Source organism: Fulvivirga sp. M361, assembly GCF_007097395.1.
In the GTDB taxonomy this organism is placed as follows: Bacteria; Bacteroidota; Bacteroidia; order Cytophagales; family Cyclobacteriaceae; genus Fulvivirga.
Genome location: NZ_VKDC01000006.1, coordinates 84,526 through 102,321 on the forward strand (window position 1 = coordinate 84,526; position 17,796 = coordinate 102,321).

The 17,796-nt window shown below is 42.4% G+C and carries 12 protein-coding genes; 10 read left to right on the plus strand and 2 right to left on the minus strand.

Annotated elements, in window-relative coordinates; all coding sequences use genetic code 11:
• Positions 1–96 precede the first annotated feature (96 nt).
• Complete coding sequence (locus FNH22_RS07785) at positions 97–549, plus strand: hypothetical protein (protein ID WP_143397792.1); 453 nt, start codon at positions 97–99, stop codon at positions 547–549.
• 22 nt (positions 550–571) lie between these two features.
• On the plus strand, positions 572–1,081 hold the full coding sequence (locus FNH22_RS07790; protein ID WP_143397793.1) for a group 1 truncated hemoglobin: 510 nt from the start codon (positions 572–574) through the stop codon (positions 1,079–1,081).
• Positions 1,082–1,198: 117 nt separating this feature from the next.
• On the opposite strand, the gene FNH22_RS07795 is transcribed toward FNH22_RS07790, so the two are convergent.
• A complete protein-coding gene (locus FNH22_RS07795) occupies positions 1,199–2,977 on the minus strand; it encodes a hypothetical protein (protein ID WP_143397794.1) in 1,779 nt (592 codons plus the stop codon).
• A 548-nt stretch (positions 2,978–3,525) separates the two neighbouring features.
• Between FNH22_RS07795 and FNH22_RS07800 the strand changes: the two genes are divergently transcribed.
• The 4 genes from FNH22_RS07800 to FNH22_RS07815 all read left to right on the plus strand — a co-directional run bounded on the left by FNH22_RS07800 (position 3,526) and on the right by FNH22_RS07815 (position 8,496).
• Complete coding sequence (locus FNH22_RS07800) at positions 3,526–4,062, plus strand: dihydrofolate reductase family protein (RefSeq protein ID WP_143397795.1); 537 nt, start codon at positions 3,526–3,528, stop codon at positions 4,060–4,062.
• A 261-nt stretch (positions 4,063–4,323) separates the two neighbouring features.
• Complete coding sequence (locus tag FNH22_RS07805) at positions 4,324–5,358, plus strand: glycosidase (protein WP_143397796.1); 1,035 nt, start codon at positions 4,324–4,326, stop codon at positions 5,356–5,358.
• Positions 5,355–6,908 carry a hypothetical protein gene (locus FNH22_RS07810; protein WP_143397797.1) on the plus strand — a complete coding sequence of 518 codons (1,554 nt, stop codon included), beginning with the start codon at positions 5,355–5,357 and terminating at the stop codon, positions 6,906–6,908. The genes FNH22_RS07805 and FNH22_RS07810 overlap by 4 nt, the downstream gene beginning before the upstream one ends.
• A gap of 4 nt (positions 6,909–6,912) precedes the next feature.
• On the plus strand, positions 6,913–8,496 hold the full coding sequence (locus FNH22_RS07815; RefSeq protein WP_143397798.1) for a sodium:solute symporter: 1,584 nt from the start codon (positions 6,913–6,915) through the stop codon (positions 8,494–8,496).
• Between the two features lie 4 nt (positions 8,497–8,500).
• Here the strand turns inward: FNH22_RS07815 and FNH22_RS07820 are convergent, their stop codons facing one another.
• Positions 8,501–9,412 carry an AraC family transcriptional regulator gene (locus tag FNH22_RS07820; RefSeq protein ID WP_143397799.1) on the minus strand — a complete coding sequence of 304 codons (912 nt, stop codon included), beginning with the start codon at positions 9,410–9,412 and terminating at the stop codon, positions 8,501–8,503.
• Positions 9,413–9,927: 515 nt separating this feature from the next.
• Here FNH22_RS07820 and FNH22_RS07825 point away from each other — a divergent pair.
• The 4 genes from FNH22_RS07825 (at position 9,928) to FNH22_RS07840 (ending at position 17,686) form a co-directional block, all read left to right on the plus strand.
• Complete coding sequence (locus FNH22_RS07825; RefSeq protein ID WP_143397800.1) at positions 9,928–12,963, plus strand: TonB-dependent receptor; 3,036 nt, start codon at positions 9,928–9,930, stop codon at positions 12,961–12,963.
• A 25-nt stretch (positions 12,964–12,988) separates the two neighbouring features.
• Positions 12,989–14,506 carry a RagB/SusD family nutrient uptake outer membrane protein gene (locus FNH22_RS07830; RefSeq protein ID WP_143397801.1) on the plus strand — a complete coding sequence of 506 codons (1,518 nt, stop codon included), beginning with the start codon at positions 12,989–12,991 and terminating at the stop codon, positions 14,504–14,506.
• Between the two features lie 40 nt (positions 14,507–14,546).
• Entirely contained in the window at positions 14,547–15,914 is a 1,368-nt protein-coding gene (locus FNH22_RS07835; RefSeq protein WP_143397802.1) for a hypothetical protein, read from the plus strand.
• Positions 15,915–16,042: 128 nt separating this feature from the next.
• Positions 16,043–17,686 (plus strand): aryl-sulfate sulfotransferase, encoded by a 1,644-nt coding sequence (locus FNH22_RS07840; protein ID WP_143397803.1) that lies wholly within the window; start codon positions 16,043–16,045, stop codon positions 17,684–17,686.
• Positions 17,687–17,796: the final 110 nt, after the last annotated feature.

The following is a 17,796-nucleotide window of genomic DNA, read 5'->3' on the forward strand; positions in this document are numbered from 1 at the left end:
TAAAGCATTTTTTGTCATTACCGGGAATGGTGCCTGCTTTTTATTAAAGGCACAATTAAGCACTATCAAATGATGTCATATTAAACCTTAAGAATAATGAGAACCCGCGTTAAAAAATTGATCGCATGGTCACTTGTTTTGATCGTTACTCCTTTGGTAATACTGTTTTTACATGTGTATTCCGTCACCCGTTCTTCAGAGAAACCCGGCACCAACTGGCACCTGACAAGAATTGAGTTTCAGGAATCTCCTTTGGATTCTTTAACCATTTTAAAAGCCCAAAGCGTCATAGATACCATACCTGAAGTGATGGATAGCTATCTGAATTCGGAAAAAGGCACTTTGGTATATGCTACAGCGAAGGGTAGCTACAAATCGCAAGAGGTGTTTGACAGGTTTATGCGGGCAGGTCATTTTGAAGCATCACAATATGTGCCTGAAAAAGGAGTCGGGCCTGTGACCAGTTGCCCGGTGCTGGACAAAAAATCACTCACTTATCGAATAGGTTCGATTTTCCAGGATTTAATGGGAGACAATAAAACCAAATAGTTTAAATCAAATACAATAAAAAATGAAAACAACTAAAATTTATCTTTCAACTCTGCTATCCATGGTTATGATAGTATCCGTTTCCTCCTTAATAGGGGGGTGTGAGAAAGACGACGATAATGGCGGCGAATCATCACTTTATCAAAAACTGGGAGAGAGGACAGGCATAGACAAAGCAGTAGAAAAATCCATTCTGGCCATAGCATCAGACCCAGCCCTTACACCATTTTTTGAAGTCGTATTAGTGGATGAAGGAGGTTCGGGGCCAGGTTTGGATGCATTGAAAGAAAATATCGCTGATTTTGTTGATGCATCTTCAGGTGGTCCTGCAACCTATAACGGCCTTAGCATGGAAGCTGCCCATGCACCTACTAATCCGAGAATGGCAAATGTGGACAATATCACCAATGAGGTATTTGATGCCTTTTTAAATGCAATGATACAGGGAGCCAAGGATGCGGGGATTTCAGATGAATCAATACTTACCGAGTACAGGAATCTATTGGAACAGAGTAGAAATGCAATAGTTTAACCTGATAAAAGCACTTATCAACAGAACGGAAACACAGTCATACAATTGTGTTAGGTAAAGAGGTTGGCCACTAGTTTGGTCAGCCTCTTTTTTGTTTATAGGCTTTCATGTTCCGAGTTACAAATTACTTATATAATCGTATAGGTCCATCTCCTCACTTAATTCCAGCTTTCTTTTTAAACGATACTTATTCATCCTGGCGCTATTGGATTCAATGTTCAATATAGAGGCGATTTCTGCGTTCGTAAGTTTCATTTTGACAAGTGAGGTCAGCCGCCTTTCCCCCATGCTTAATTTTGGAAATTTGAGCATGAGTTTCCTCTCAAAATCAGGGTGGACCATACTAAAGTAATTGTGGAAATTGTCCCAATCTTTTTCTGCGGACTTATTGAGAACTACAATATTGAGAAGCTTCTGAAAGTTTATTTCACCCTGCCTGCGCATTTTTTTCAGTTCCTCTTCTATTTGTGTAAAGCCGTTATTTTTATGCACCATATTCAAGGTGTGGTTTGTAAGTTGCTTTTGATTTAGCTCGAGTTTTCGTTGAAGCGATTTTTGCTTTGTTTGTTGCTTATTACGGTAGAAGCCAAAAATAATAAGTACACACAAAATCCCGGTGGCTAAACTACCCGTTGTAATACGCCCGTTCAATCTGTCAATTACCCTTTCTTGCCTGAGCTTATCTATTTCCTGCTGTTTTTCAAGGGTGGCCAGTGCTATTAATGAGTTGTTGAATTTTCGTTCGTTGGATTCGTTGTATATGGAGTCATTATAAATATGACAGAGACGCTGATAGTAATAGGCAGAATCGAAGGCCTTCAGGTGGAAATATGCCTGCTGTAAATGTTGAGAAGCGTACTTGCTTCCACTTTTTACTTTGTTTGCCTGGGCGATGGACAGTGCTATCCTGGCATAAAAAAGTGTGCTGTCGTATTGTTTTGATTTTAAGTAGTTGGATGCTATCGCATTGTAAAATGCCTCTTTCTGATAATTGACCCCTTTGGCTTCCAATTTTTTTAACAAACGAATGGCTTCATCTAACTTATTCTGCTCAATAAGAATATGGCTGATCCCCCTGATCGCCCGGGTCAATACGGGGGTAAACCTGGGGTTGCCGGAAGGAATGGTCTCAATGTTCAGGTTGTAGTAGAACAGTGCACTGTCCAGGTCGTTGTATCGGTTGTATATATTGGCTATTAAATTATGGCTGATGTATACACCTCTCATCAACTGGTGTTCCCTATCAATGGCCAGGGTACTGAATGCGTAGCGTAAGGCTTCTTCCTTTTTACCCATAAGGCTGAATAATGTCGACATATTAGACATAGCCTCTGCTTTTCTTCTTATGGGAACAGTAGGGTCATTAGCTAGTTTTTTTGCGGCTAAAAAGTAGTTCATAGCTTCCGGGTAGCTACCTTGTTGACCGAAGATGCCCCCAAGGTTTGTGGTAGCCAGGCAGAGGTAACTTTTATTATTTACCTCTTCAAAAATCTGACGGGCGTCACGGAAGCATTGCTTGGCCCTTTCCAGGTTATTGAGTCGGGTAAAAACGCTCCCAAGGAAATTTTTGGCCAATCCGGATTCAAAAGTTACCTCCATATTTGATCTTTCGGCCAGTTGCAGTACGGCTAAGAGTTGAGTGGACGACGAGTCCAATTGGTTGGAGAACAAATGACCAATTCCCTGAATGACCCTGGCTTTCATTACACCTTTGGAGTAATTGAGGTCCTCACTGATTATGAACATTCTCTTTCCAATGGTGACGATAGAGTCAGGGGCTAAGTTTTTCCCATTTAGTCCTAAATAAAACAATGCATCGACATCTTCTTTGGTATTTGCCATGGACCAAAGACGGGAGAAGATCATTAACAAAATCAATAAGACAGATTTTTTCATTATTCAGCGGGATTTATGAAAAGTATTGGCATGTATACGCCGACAAGTTGCTTAAAGGGGCGAAAGATTAAATTTTAGGATCTTGTAACGAAATCTTTAAACGGTTTTAACCTGTATGTATACAGTATGTAGATGGTTATACGCAGATCCAAATTACACAATTGGAAATATGTTTTAAATAAGTCTGTCACATTAAAGCAGATCTTGGATCGCTTTGAAAACTTTTTGAACCATATATGCAACCTGCATAGGCATTAGGCAATTGTAGGCGTTTTGTACATGAGGGTTATTTATTTTTTTACATAAAGTAAAGGTAGCTTGGCGAAAAGTGGTTAAATGCGATTGAACATGTCATACATATATATACAGGTTCGGATCCCGCAACCAACGTGTGTCAAAAAGAAAAAAACGAAACAATAAACCTGGTAAATAGAGTCTGTCAACTTATTTATAGAAATCACTAAGCCAAAATAAAATATGTAAAATTGAGTAGAGAAAAGTACTGAGTCCTGAAAGGGGTTTTTAAACAATAAGTAATTAACAAGAGTATGAGAAAGATAGTGTACTATGTAGCGGTTTCCCTCGATGGATTTATTGCGGGTCCTGGTAATGATATAAGCGAATTTATCCTGCAAGGTGAGGGTGTTGAAAAATATCAGAATGATCTGTTAAACTTTGATACTGTTATCATGGGAAGAAAGACCTATGAGTTTGGATATCAGTATGGGCTCACGCCTGGTCAGCCTGCTTATCCTCACATGGAGCACTATATCTTTTCCGACACTTTAGCTTTTCCGACACCTCATGAAAAAGTACAGGCAATTAAACTTGATATAGAAAAGATCATTGCTTTAAAGAATGGTGAAGGTAAGGACATTTACCTTTGTGGGGGCGGTGAATTTGCCGGTTGGTTGCTTGACCATGGACAGATTGACCTGCTAAAACTGAAGTTAAACCCTGTCATTTTAGGAGAAGGGATCAGGTTGTTTGGTTCATCTTCTACGAAAGTGAATACCTCATTAATGGATGTTGAGAGATTTAATGATGGGCTTCAAATCATTACATATGAATTGATTAAAGACTAAATCTATTCATTAGAAAACTATTTTAGATCCTGTTGAGCCCTGTTATAACACCTGGGGTGGGCTCCCTTACTTTAAAGTCCTCAAATCATCTCTGTTCTTCTATTTACAACGGGCCGATCAAAATTCCGGTCAGTTTCTATTGACGTCGGCTAATTCAACATTGTATCACTTTTTGACTTCTTAATGGTAGTTGCCCGCTTTTGACTGTTTTATCTTTACCGCTTTAGTTGATACTCTGTAAATACGTTTAAGCGCATTCCTATGAAATTGAAAAAAGGCAGTAATAATCCCGTTCTTATACCTAATCCTACTAATAGTTGGGAGTCATTGGCTGTTTGTAATCCGGGAGCGTGGTATGAGGATGGAGTATTTTACCTCTTGTACCGGGCGGCAGGTCATGATGATACACATTATGTGCATTTTGGTCTTGCTACCAGCAGCAATGGGTTTGATTTTGAGCGTGTTTCTACTGAACCCGTTTTTTCACCCAGCATTGACGGACCTGACGCCGGGTGTGTGGAAGATCCCCGTATTGTCAAATTTGATGATAAATACTATGTTACTTATGCGTATAGGGCGTACCCTCCCGGGCAATACTGGAAACTTGCCTATGATGAAGTGACCTCCGTTGATCTTGGCGAAAATGCGCCCTCCGTATTAAAGAAGAATATCGCCAATACAGGATTGGCTATTTCAGATGATCTGAGGACATTCAAAAGACTGGGTAGAATGACACTACCGAAGCTGGACGATAGAGATGTGATCCTTTTTCCGGAAAAGGTGAATGGAAAATATGTTTTATTAAGCCGCGCTAAACAGTGGGTAGGAGAAACTTTTGGTACAGATCACCCGGCCATATGGATCACTTATGCAGATGACCTTATGGATTGGGACTTTTCCACCAGTAGGTTATTGGCCAAAGGTGAAGAGGCCTGGGAAAAGAAAATTGGCGGTTCCACACCCCCGCTTAAAACCGATGCGGGATGGTTGACACTTTACCACGGAGTGGATTATGGTGGCACTTACAGAGTGGGAGCATTATTGCTGGACTTAAATGAACCGGAAAAGGTAATAGGCAGGACTACGGATTTTATAATGGAGCCGGAGCATGAATACGAATTAAACGGATTATACCAGGGGTGTGTCTTTCCCACAGGCAATGTCATTGTGGACGGTGTGCTTTATGTTTATTACGGTGGCGCAGACCAATATTGTGGCGTAGCCACTTGCCAGGTAGAAGAACTTATTCGTTTCATAAAAGCGAACACAAAGACCTTAGCGTCAAGCGAAGTATGAGGTATAACGATTATTTCTGTGGCTTTGCTTTTCTGATACTAACGTTTGTTTCCTGTGCTCCCCTTTCGGAAGATGATGCGGTTAACATCTGGCTCGATGCACCCATAGGAGACAATTATATCGGGAACGGTGTACAATGGTCGGCTTATCCTCATGCTGATTCAGAGGAAGCAGAATGGAGGTTTTTGATGAGTCCTTCAAAATTTGACACACTAATTGCCAGGCTGGATAAGATGAGGCCCCCGTTTATTCGCATTATGGATCAGGCGACGTGGCGATATTACAAAGGGATGGATACTGAAGGAAATCCTATAATAGATTTCACCACCCAGGAAGTAAAAACCTTATACAAACTGCTTGATTATTGTCAAAAAAATGACGTGACTGTCGTTTTTGGAGAGTGGGGTAGCCCCAATTATGATGTGGAAGACAAACCTGAAAATCATATCACAGATGCTACTGATCCCAGGTGGATTGAAATGATAGGAGAGTATCTTAATCATCTTATCATTGAAAAAGGATACACCTGTATAAAATACTACAACCTGATCAATGAACCCAATGGGAACTGGGCTTCAACAGACGGAGATTATGAACAATGGGCTGCCGGAGTTGTGTTGCTGAAGGATGAATTAGAAAAAAGAGGTCTGGGCAAGCATCTTTCTATTACAGGCCCTGGAACGGTCCCCCAATACAATAACCCAAAGACCTCTTTTGAAGGATGGGAATGGACCACCCGCGCTGTTAAAGACCTGGATATGTCACTCGGGGCGTATGAGGTGCATGCCTACCTGGGCCAGAATACCGTGAAAAATGGTGAAGTAGCTGAATTTTTGCATCTTGATAAAGTCATGGACGCTGTTGATGGTACGGGCAAACAATTTTTTCTGGGGGAAATTGGTATGAAAGAACAATCAGGACAGTTAAAATCGGAAAATGACCGGAGGATAGAGGGGGATCCCTACGCCGGGCCCGATTCCAATATGCGTGTATATGATTTCGACTACGGCGTTGACATGGTAGATGCCGCTATCCAGTGCATGAACTGTGGAGTTGACGGACTGATAGTTTGGGATTTGGATGATGCCATGCATACCTCGGGAGATACCGGAGATACCACGTTACTTAAAAGGTGGGGGTTTTGGAATATTCTGGGGACGGAAGTTACCAATAACCCGGCGGATGAAGAGATCAGACCATGGTTTTATCCGTGGAGCTGGATGAGTAAATACTTTCCAAAAGGGGCTACGATTTTGAAGTCAGACGCTACCGGGGTGGACGGCGTTCGATTAGTGGCAGCCGGCATTGGAGATAAAATAACTATTGCCGTAGTTAATAACACCGAAACGGCACAGGATATAAAAGTCAAGATCCCCAGGTTAGGGCTAAACAGCAGGTATGATATATATCGTTATGAAGAGCCAAACTATAATGCCAAGAATAATAAGCTCAAAATCCCGAAAGTTTCCCGGATGATTGATTTTTCAGAGGCTTTCAATATCCATTTGGTGCCAACAAGTGTACTTGTATTAACGTCCCTGGAAGACTGACTTTATGGCCAATATTGATTTAAGTACGATTGACCTGATCATCATTCTTGTCTACATCATAGGCATGGTATGGTGGGCATTGAAGCACGTGAGTAATAAAAGCTCGGAAAGCTATTTCCTGGCCGGAAGAAATATGAAATGGCCGGTCGTAGGCTTTTCGCTTTTTGCGGCGGGAGTTTCCAGTTCCTCCCTGTTGGGCTGGTCGGGTGAGGCTTATGCTACGGGACTTGCCGTGTTTAACTTTCAGTGGGTTTCGGTTTTGGTCATGGTGTTTTTTGCGTGGTTCTTTTTACCTTTTTATATTAATTCCGGTGTGTTCACCATGCCTGAGTTCCTTGAAAAACGTTTTGACAAAAGATCGAAATATTATTTTTCATTCATTACCATTATCAGTAATGTGTTTGCCGATGCAGCCGTCACCCTTTATGCCGGGGCTATTCTGATACAGCTTATCTATCCTGAAGCCAGTATTCAACTCATCGTTATTTTTATAGCCGCTGTGGTAGCTTTATATACTATTCCCGGCGGACTTTCATCTGCCATTAACGCAGAGCTACTTCAGGCGATCATGCTTCTTTTTGGAGCCATTATCCTCGCTTTTCTCACGTATAACGCCATTGATAACTGGGATGTTTTCTATCAAAACTTTGAGAATACACTGACCCTACACATTGTAAGACCGATGGACGACCCTATTGTGCCCTGGTTAGGCATGATCGTGGGTATTCCGGTATTGGCTTTTTATTTCTGGGGAAACAATCAGATGTTGGTACAAAGGATATTAAGTGCAAAATCCATTGATCATGGTAGAAAAGGGATGTTCCTGGCAGGAGCCCTGATGGTATTGACGCTTTACATCTTTATTTTTCCGGGAGTATGGGCCCAATATTTATTTCCGGGCCTGGAGAACCCGGACCAGGTGTACCCTAAACTTATTAAAGAACTGATGCCTATTGGACTAATTGGTATTATTATCGCGTCTTTGACGGCGGCTTTAGCCTCTTCTTTTAGTGCTGTGATCAATTCCGCTTCTACCATCTTTACCATGGACTTTTATGCTAAAATAAGTGGTGAAAAAGATACCAAAAAACTGGTTAAAGTAGGACAGCTCTCCGCTACGGTCATTGTGATCATCGCGGCCCTCTGGGCGCCACATATTGATCAGTTTGGTACTTTGGTGAAATATTACCAAACCATGGTGTCTTATATCGCACCTCCTGTTGTAAGTGTTTTTTTTCTTGGAGTATTTTGGAAGCGCGCCACTGCTACCGGTGCTTTTTCAGGACTGATAGGCGGGCTGTTTGTAGCTGTTTTCTTGTTGATCTTCAAGGACCGTACCTTTATGGCGGATATGCACTTCCTGTTAATGGTACCATTCATTTTGGGTGCATCTATGATTATTACCATTGTAGCAAGTTTAGTTACTAAGCCATCTCCGGAAAAAGTAATTGAAAGTATGGTATGGAAAAAGAGTCTATTTACAAAGGAATCCATGCACCTCAAAGGAGTAGTTTGGTATAATAACTACAGAGTGCTTTCTATAGTACTGATTGCTTTTTGTTTTCTCTTCGCTTTGCTTTACTGGTAACGGATTAAACGACTCTTAAATATTCCTCTTTTATTTCAGGAACCTGTTCAGAGGTAATGCTGTGATCCTGAAACTGATTTCTGTAATTCCTTGGTGTGGAGCCCCGGTTCTTTTTGAACAGCCTGTTGAAGTTAGAGACATTATTAAAGCCACAGGAATAACAGATCTGCCCTATGCTGTCGCTTGTTTCCAACAAAAGTTTGGACGCTTGTCCGATTCTGAGATCGATCACAAACTGAGTAAAGCTTTTATTCGTTCTTTTTTTGAAAAAATGGCTAAAGGCAGAATCACTCATATTCACTTTGCGGGCCACACTGCTCAGATTTAGGTCCACGTCGTTGTAGTTTTCAAGGACATGATAATAAACCTCGTTGATCCGGGTACTGATGCTGTGCTCAGGTTTAGAACTAAAACCTACGCTGGTCAGGTTTTTTTGCTCTTTACTGCTTGCCAATAAGTTTAGAATGGTCAGAAATTCAATAGCAGATTCAAAACCACTGAGTCCGGGTAGTTTTTGAATTCTCTCGGAGGCCATGGCCCTTGTTTTACCGAAAAACTCTATGCCTCTCACGGAATGTTCAAGGAGGTGTTTGATATGTTTTAAAGAGTTCTTTGCCAGGAGATCATTGTTAATGAAATTCTGCTCAAACTGGATGGTGACAACATGAGTATCTTCCTTGCTGTCATCATCTTTTTCCCAACAGTGGTACGTATTAGGGCCTATAAGCACCAGATCGGCTTCACCATATTTTGCTACGGAGTCGCCTACTATTCTATTTCCGGCGGAATTCAGGACAAGATTCAGTTCATATTCCGGATGCATATGCACAGGATAATCAAATTTAGCGTTGCGATGGTCCAGGATCACAAATATGTCGTCAGAATTTAGCGGAGTTATTTCAGAATATATTTTCATAAAAAATGCATGGATAATTTAGGTTAATTCATTGAATTACATGATGAAAAGAGAGGTCTGACTTGATGTTGTCCTCATTATAGTATCATTTCGGAAATAGAATTTCAAAATTGTCAAAATAAAGATAATCGAATCTAATTTACTAGAGGCCTGATAATTATGCCAATTTGTAAATAATATTTCGTTTCGAGCTGAAAATCTTGCCAGAATTACATTGCCATGATTGAGGTTTGATACTGTTTAATTCATGATCGTATCATTTACTTACTTTATTGTATTACTTTTTGAGCCCTTATCTCAAGACCTTTGATCTAGTATTTTATTGTATTCATTAAGTAAATCCAAACCATGATCAATGTTATCCATCAATATTCTTCTGCCAAACAAGAACTCTGTAAATCAATAATTTAGATATTCGGTAACAAGGACATGACGGATCGCATCGATAAAAAGCAAGAAACTTTTTACAACGATATGAGCAGTTCATATTTCATTAAAAATTCAAATCTATACTTATGAAAAAAAAATTTACTATTCTGATCACCGGCTTAATGCTGATGCTGAATTCAGCGTTTAGTCAGGCCATTGAAGTACGGGGGAAGGTAAGTGATATATTAACCGGTGAAGGGCTGCCCGGTGTTAATATCTTAGTGAAAGGGACCGCTACAGGTACTACAACAGATATTGATGGTAACTACATAATTAATGTCAACTCCGGTGATGTGCTACTATTCTCTTTTATCGGCTTTCTCACGGAAGAGATAGTGATAGGAAGCAAGAATACTATAGATGTCGTTATGGTAGCCGATATTGAGCAGTTGAGTGAAGTAGTGATCATTGGTTATGGAGAAGTAGACAAAAAGGACCTCACAGGTTCGGTAGCTCAGGTAAAGGCCAAAGACCTGCCGATCATGCCCAGCGCTAACCTGGAGCCTATGCTTCAGGGTAAGGTGCCGGGCCTTAGCATTACCAATAGTAGTGGAGAGCCCGGCGCTGCGTCCATTGTTCAGCTAAGAGGGGGGGCATCTATAGGAGGAAATAACTCACCGCTGATCATTCTTGACGGATTTCCTTTGGACAACGCAGGAGACCTGAGGCAGATCGCTCCGCAAGATGTGGCGTCGGTAGAAGTGCTTAAAGATGCCTCTACAATAGCCATATACGGTACCAGGGCAGCTAACGGCCTGATCCTGATCACCACCAAACGTGGTACCGAGGGACGCAATGAAGTGAGTATCAATGCTCAAACAAGCGTTACCAATGTGATCACCGATAACCTGCCTATTACAACAGATCCCATTCTTTCCGCTCAACTGGCCAATGAATCTGTGCTCAATGACACCCGGAATTTCGTTATCCCTTTTTCAGGAGAGAAAAGGAACGGGACCTATTTTCCCACCATAGCTGAACTGGAGAGTGATGCCTGGCCTTACCAGACCAATTGGGTCGATTTTGTGCTCAGACAGGCGCTTACCCAAAACGTAAATGTGGCTTTTTCAGGAGGTTCTGATAAGGGTACTTTCAGGCTTTCCGGAACCTACTTTGACCAGGAAGGTACGGTGATAGGAAACGATTACAGTAAGATATCAGGAGCATTCGCTGTGCAGCAAAATGTATTGGAAAACGTCAAGGTCAATGGCGATGTGAAGGTGAGCTTTATCAATGACGTCAACTCGGAAGCGTTAGGTGGTATCGGAAGGTTTCCTGCATTTCCCGTTTATAACCCGGATGGTACATTATTTTTTATAGAACAGGACCAGAACCATCCTATCGTGCTTTCCGAAGACATTTCAAGAGAAAGTGAGAACCTGGACCTGATCCTTCAAACCGGCCTGGATTGGGGGATTTTTGATTTCCTTGACTTTAAAACCAATGTCGGGGTACGGATCGGTAATTCTATTACGGATACTTACAATCCAAGGACTACGTTACGCGGCGCATCCACTAACGGAGAAGGTATCATCAATAATTTCAAAGAAACCCGGATCCTTAGCGAGTCAGTACTTACCTATACGAAAGAATTCAATGAAGACCACAGGATCAAAGCATTGCTGGGGACTACCTACCAGGACACAGAGTTTCGTTCTTCCAGGCTCACCAGTCAGCAGTTTGTGAATGATGTATTGCGAAACCAGGCACTACAGGCAGGGACCCTTCAACTTGTGGAAAACAATCAGTACAGGACGAGGATACTTTCCCAGTTCGGTCGAATTGATTATACGTTATTTGACAAATACCTTGTTACACTTACAGGCAGAAGAGATGGACACAGCCAGTTTGGCGCCAATAACAAATGGGGTTTCTTCCCCGCGGCTGCGGTAGCCTGGAAGGTACATGAGGAAAACTTTATGCAGTCCGCAGGGGCTATCAGCCAATTGAAATTGCGAGCGAGTTACGGAGTTGCGGGTAGTGTAGGAGCATTAAATCCTTACAATTCGTTGAACTTGTTGGTGAACCAGTCCTATCCGAACGGTAATACCAGGCCTGTTCTTGCCGTAGGTTTCGGTCCCGATCACAACCAATTCGGTAGTCCTGACCTGAAATGGGAAACGACCAATACCTTAGATATTGGCGTTGACCTGAGTTTCCTGGAAGGCAGGGTGAACCTGACAGCGGATTACTATGTGAAACGTACTACGGATGTACTTAGACGGCAACCATTACCTTTTTCATCGTTACACGATTTTGTGTTAGTAAACAACGGTGAAATTGAAAACAAAGGACTGGAAATCGCCTTGGATGCGACAGTAGTATCCAATGACGATTTTAGATGGAATATCAATGCCAATGCCTTTTTCAACAGGAACACATTGATAGATATTGACCAACCGGATACTGACGGGTTTGATCGTGGACCTTTCCTTGAAAATTTCAGAGACCGGCCAGCGAGGCTGCAGGTGGGCCAGACCTCCAATATCATTTGGGGATTCAAAACAGATGGTATCATACAGGAGGGGGAGATCTACGATGTACGTGGTTTGGAACCGGAGGATTATTTACCCGGAGAATATAAATATGTCGACCTCAATAATGATGGTGTAATCGACGAAAAAGACAGAACAGTGATTGGAGATGTTTATCCCGATCTGACCCTGGGCTTCACGAATAACCTGGAATATAAAGGATTTTCCCTCAATGTATTGCTTACCGCATCCCTGGGACAGGACATTTTCAATGCTAAAAAATTTGATGGCCCTGACCAGGCAAAACGATGGACCCCTGAAAATCCTACTAACGAATGGCCAAGCTTAAGAGGAGGAAGGAGGAACAGGATTTCCGACTGGTGGATAGAAGATGGTTCTTTCATGAGGGTGGCCAATGTTACACTGGGATACGATTTTGCTATGGAAAAAGTAAAGCATGTCAGTAACCTTAGAGTGTTTGTGACGGGGGATAATCTTGCTGTAATTACCGGATATTCCGGGTACGACCCGGAGATATCTTCCGGTTTTGATCCTAACGTAGCTAATTCGGAAGTACCTAACATCGATAACGGGGGTTATCCGAGAGCACGGACATTTACGCTTGGCTTAAATGTATCATTTCAATAATACGATCCGGTAAACTGTTAAAAACATGAAAAAAATTAAGCTATACTTAACCCTGATCAGTGTGCTGGCCATAACCCTTCAGTCATGCTCACTGGATGAAGAAGTTTTCGGGAGATTAAATGAAGATGACTTTCCCATATCTGCCGAAGATGCGGAATCTACCGTACTTTTTGCCTATTCCGTTTATCCGACGCTCGGATATTACTCCCGGAATCACTTTTATACCATGCATCAGGCCACAGAGGAATTCACACAAAAGAGTGATGCCTTTCAGGCCCAGATAGACCTGGATAATTATTTGCAGGACCGGACCAATGACGATACCAGGTCGTCCTTCCGGCATGCCTATATTGTAATAAACCGGGCGTTGTTCATCATAGAGAATGTGCCGAATGTTACGATGAATGAAGAATTGAGGAACCAGTTTGTAGGGGAAGGATATTTCCTGAGGGCCCACAGCTATTATAACCTGGTAAGACTCTTCGGACAGGTTCCTCTGCGAAAAGAAAGCCTGGCAAGTCTGGATGATGCCAACCTTCCTTTAAGTTCCATAGAAGATATTTACCAGTTCATTATTTCAGACTTGCGTAAAGCGGAAAGTCTGATGGATTTTCAAAGACGTAGAGGAAGAGCCAATAAGGTAGCTGCACAGAGTCTTTTGGCTGATGCTTATTTATTCCTGGCCAGCGCAGGGCAGCATACCGATAAACTTCCCGGGTATGAATTTGCCACGCCGAGAGTAAACGATTACTATGATTCGGCAGCGTTTTTTGCCGGGAAAGTGATCAACGATCAATCTACTTACACTTTTAACAATGATCTGATCTCTATATACAATAATGAAGCGCTAAACGGACCGGAACAGATCTTTTCCGTTGTTGCCAGTCGAACGGACATTGGTGCATTGGATATCGCCGGTACCCTGACCACCCCATTTTTCGATAACCTGAATGCTGTATTGCCCGAAGAGCAGGGAGGGTATGTCATTGGTCCTGGCTGGCAGCATGTATGGGTAGAAATACCTTTCTACGATACTTATGATGATAGTGATAATAGAAAAAGATTATTGTTTGGGACTGAGGTTCAGGTAATTTCAAATGACGGCGATACTACCGAATATTCGATAGCAAACGGTAGAATGGACCGCCCATTTACATTAAAATACCTCGACCCGGGGCGTACCAGCGGAGTGGATATATCAGGAAATAACTATCCCATTATACGGTATTCTGAGGTGTTGCTCACGTTTGCAGAAGCTGTTGGCCCTACTCCTGAAGGATTTGCAGCCATTAATCAGGTGAGGCAAAGAGCAGGGCTCGATCCTCTTTCGGGCATTGTCGATGTACAGGAATTCAGGGAAGCTGTTTACCAGGAAAGGACCTGGGAGCTGGCATACGAATTTCAACATTTATTTGACTTAAGAAGACTAGGTAAAATGGAGGAAGTACTGGAAGGGCAATATGGCAAAACGATCGTTAGAAATGCCTATTACTTCGAAATTCCCGATACGGAAATTAATCAAAACCCTACGTTGGGTGAGTAAAACGCTTTTATTTGATCCGCAAACTATAACACATTTTGCAATGAAAAAAAGAATTCAATATATACTGACAGCGTTCATGGCACTGGCCTTTTTGAACAGTTGTGAAGAAGAAGACGGAATACTCAACGATAAGGGTTTTGAGGCAGAGATCACCACCATTTCAGTAGAGGGAATGCTGGGAGAACCTGCCGTCAATGATCAGATTGTTCGTGCCTTTCTGGAGGTTATTGTTGGCGAAGAAGATGACTTGACGGCATTATCACCTATTATTGAAATTACACCGGGCACCAGTATCACTCCTGCATCCGGCAGTACGCATGACTTTAGCTCGGATACTGTAACGTATACGATCACGGCTGCTAACGGACGTACGAAAGACTGGATGGTTTTTGTGAATAACCTTGAGCCTGAACCAGAGCCTGATGCAGGGTTTTTATTGACCAGTTTTGAGGAAAGTGAAAATATCATGACAGTATCCTGGTTAGGGGGTGTGGCTACTCAAATTGATAATCCTTTTTCCAATGAGGACAACCCGTCCAATAAAGTGATGCAGTTATCAAAAATTGATGCGTCTAGTTATGGATATACACAAGCCAATGCGTTGGTAGGTCTGGAGGTTTCTAAGGTGGATTGGGACCTGAGCAATGGACAGGTATTTTCATTATTGGTCTATAATCCTAACAGCGACCCGGCCAAAATGACCATGAGGCTGGAATCCGGTGACCTTCGTAACTCTGTATCTACCACTACCACAGTGAGTAGTGGTTGGGAAAGGGTGTTTTTTGATTATTCCAGGCAAGATCTTAGCAGTGTTGTTGTGGAGAAAACTACCTGGTTCTTTGATGAAGGAAATGGAGATAAAGCGAGGGTATTCTATATCGATGACTTCAGGCAATTCAAAGAAGTGCCGCAAAAAGAAGAGATCATTACCAACCTTGCGTCCTTTGAAGACGGAAATAATATCATGTCTGTCTCCTGGTTGGGAGGAACGGCCGATGTTTTGGATAACCCTGATGCTTCAGAGCCAAATACAAGCTCCAAGGTGGTAAGACTATCCAAGGTAGAAGCCAGCAGCTATGGTTACACTCAAGCCAACGCCCTGATCGGTGTGGAAGTATCTAATCTAACGTTTGATATTGCTAACGGTCAGAAATTCAGGTTAAAAGTGTATAACCCCAATGCCAGTGCGGTCAAAATGACGATGAGACTGGAGTATGGAGACACAAGAAATTCAGTATCAGCTGAAACAACCAAAACGAACGAATGGGAGGAGCTTATTTTCGATTATTCGGGTCAGGACCTGTCCGGTGTGACTATTGAGAAGCTTACCTGGTTCTTTGATGAAGGAAATGATGATGTTTCCAGGATAGTTTACATTGATGACCTGGCGCATAGTAAAGAAAAATAACAATTGAGAGTGACGATCAGAAAAGTATATAGGGTCTTGTATGGCAGAAACGTTATGTTTTATGCTTCAGGTCATCCTGAACGCTGGTCGCCTCTGTTTTATTCGTTTGACCCGTGAAACACTTCAAATTGAAGAAGATTTTAATACTTTGGTTATTGGTGGTGATTACCGTCGAATTGCCTGCCCAGGAAAACCGTACGGTAGGTGTTTTATCGTACGATCCTGAAAAGTCTTTCGACGGTTACACACTTTTTTCGCCTCATGGCAATAGTTCTGCCTATCTCATCAATAACTGCGGAGAACTTGTCAATCGTTGGAACAGTGAATATCCTCCGGGAAATGCGGTGTATTTAGTGGAAGACGGCTCACTTTTCAGGGCCGGAAGGTTGAAAAATGACCGAATGAATGCTGGTGGTTCAGGAGGGATCATAGAGCAATTCAATTGGGAGGGCGAGTTGATATGGCATTATGTGTTTAACGATGAAAATAATCGACAGCACCATGATTTTGAGGTGCTTCCCAACGGAAACATTTTATTGCTTGCCTGGGAGTACAAGACGGAGGAAGAGGCGTTAGCAGCAGGCAGAAAACCAGAGCTTATTGACCCCGAACGTAAGGCGCTTTGGCCGGAACAGGTGGTGGAAATAAAACCTTCGGGAGCGGATGCCGGCGAAATCGTTTGGGAGTGGCATTCCTGGGACCATCTTGTCCAGGACTACGATAGCAATAAGCCTAACTATGGCGTTATTAGTGAAAATCCCGGAAAAGTCGATATAAACTATGCGCCCACTTCCTCCGCTGACTGGCACCACGCGAATGCTATCGACTATAACCCAGATCTGGACCAGATCGTGATCAGTGTACATGCTTTTGATGAATTTTGGGTGATCGATCATAGCATCAGCCGGGAAGATGCGGCTGGCCCGAAAGGAGACCTGTTGTATCGTTGGGGTAACCCTCAAACCTACGGCCAGGGTACCGGTACGGACCAAAAATTGTTTAAACAGCACAACGTCCAATGGATAGAGAAAGGCTTACCGGATGAAGGTAAGATACTGATATTTAATAATGGAAAAGGACGACCTGAAGGAAAATACAGTTCACTGGTAAAGTTAGAGCCGCCCTTGAACGATGAAGGCAAATATGATTATACAGGCGCCGGTTACCTGCCGCAGGAGTTTTCCTGGGAATATACCGCCCCGGTACCTACGAATTTCTACTCCTGGTTTATTTCAGGTGTTCAACAATTGCCAAATGGTAATCTGCTGGTAGATGATGGCGCTCACGGTACTTTTTTCGAGCTAGACCCACAAAATGAGATCGTATGGGAATATGTTAACCCCATTTCCATTCGTGGCGCCCTGGAGCAAGGGACTTCCATCATTCCGGATGGTCAGGAAAATCCTGATAATGTAGTTTTCAGGGCGGAACGCTATGCCCTGGGTTTTGCTGGATTCGCCAATAAGGATATTTCGGGGGGAAGTCCTATTGAGCTGAATCCGGCAACTCCTCTTGAGTCATGTCGCATAGTAACCAGTGTGGATCAGGGGTTTGAAAATGTATTCTCTATATTTCCTAATCCGGCACAACACTACGTAGTTGTCTCATCAAATATACATAAATCTGAATTGTTAATGTACCGCATGGATGGCTATCAGGTTCATCAGGAGTTTTTTGATCATGAAACGCTGGTCAACCTGGAGGGAATGACTCCCGGTGTATATGTATTACAAATAAACGGAGTCAGAAAAAGACTTATGGTGAACAAATGAACAACTTGAAATATACTTTGGAAGTACGGATAATGAATGTGGTATTGGAACATGAGAATGCTATAAACCGACCTCAGTAAAATGGTTTACAAAAAGACTATAACAGCATA

What these genes read in the sequence shown, in the direction of transcription:
- FNH22_RS07825 (WP_143397800.1), top strand. Translation starts at nt 9,928, where the DNA reads ATGAAAAAAAAATTTACTATTCTGATCACCGGCTTAATGCTGATGCTG.
- FNH22_RS07805 (WP_143397796.1), top strand. Translation starts at nt 4,324, where the DNA reads ATGAAATTGAAAAAAGGCAGTAATAATCCCGTTCTTATACCTAATCCT.
- FNH22_RS07835 (WP_143397802.1), top strand. Translation starts at nt 14,547, where the DNA reads ATGAAAAAAAGAATTCAATATATACTGACAGCGTTCATGGCACTGGCC.
- FNH22_RS07785 (WP_143397792.1), top strand. Translation starts at nt 97, where the DNA reads ATGAGAACCCGCGTTAAAAAATTGATCGCATGGTCACTTGTTTTGATC.
- FNH22_RS07810 (WP_143397797.1), top strand. Translation starts at nt 5,355, where the DNA reads ATGAGGTATAACGATTATTTCTGTGGCTTTGCTTTTCTGATACTAACG.
- FNH22_RS07800 (WP_143397795.1), top strand. Translation starts at nt 3,526, where the DNA reads ATGAGAAAGATAGTGTACTATGTAGCGGTTTCCCTCGATGGATTTATT.
- FNH22_RS07795 (WP_143397794.1), bottom strand. Translation starts at nt 2,977, where the DNA reads ATGAAAAAATCTGTCTTATTGATTTTGTTAATGATCTTCTCCCGTCTT.
- FNH22_RS07790 (WP_143397793.1), top strand. Translation starts at nt 572, where the DNA reads ATGAAAACAACTAAAATTTATCTTTCAACTCTGCTATCCATGGTTATG.
- FNH22_RS07815 (WP_143397798.1), top strand. Translation starts at nt 6,913, where the DNA reads ATGGCCAATATTGATTTAAGTACGATTGACCTGATCATCATTCTTGTC.
- FNH22_RS07830 (WP_143397801.1), top strand. Translation starts at nt 12,989, where the DNA reads ATGAAAAAAATTAAGCTATACTTAACCCTGATCAGTGTGCTGGCCATA.
- FNH22_RS07820 (WP_143397799.1), bottom strand. Translation starts at nt 9,412, where the DNA reads ATGAAAATATATTCTGAAATAACTCCGCTAAATTCTGACGACATATTT.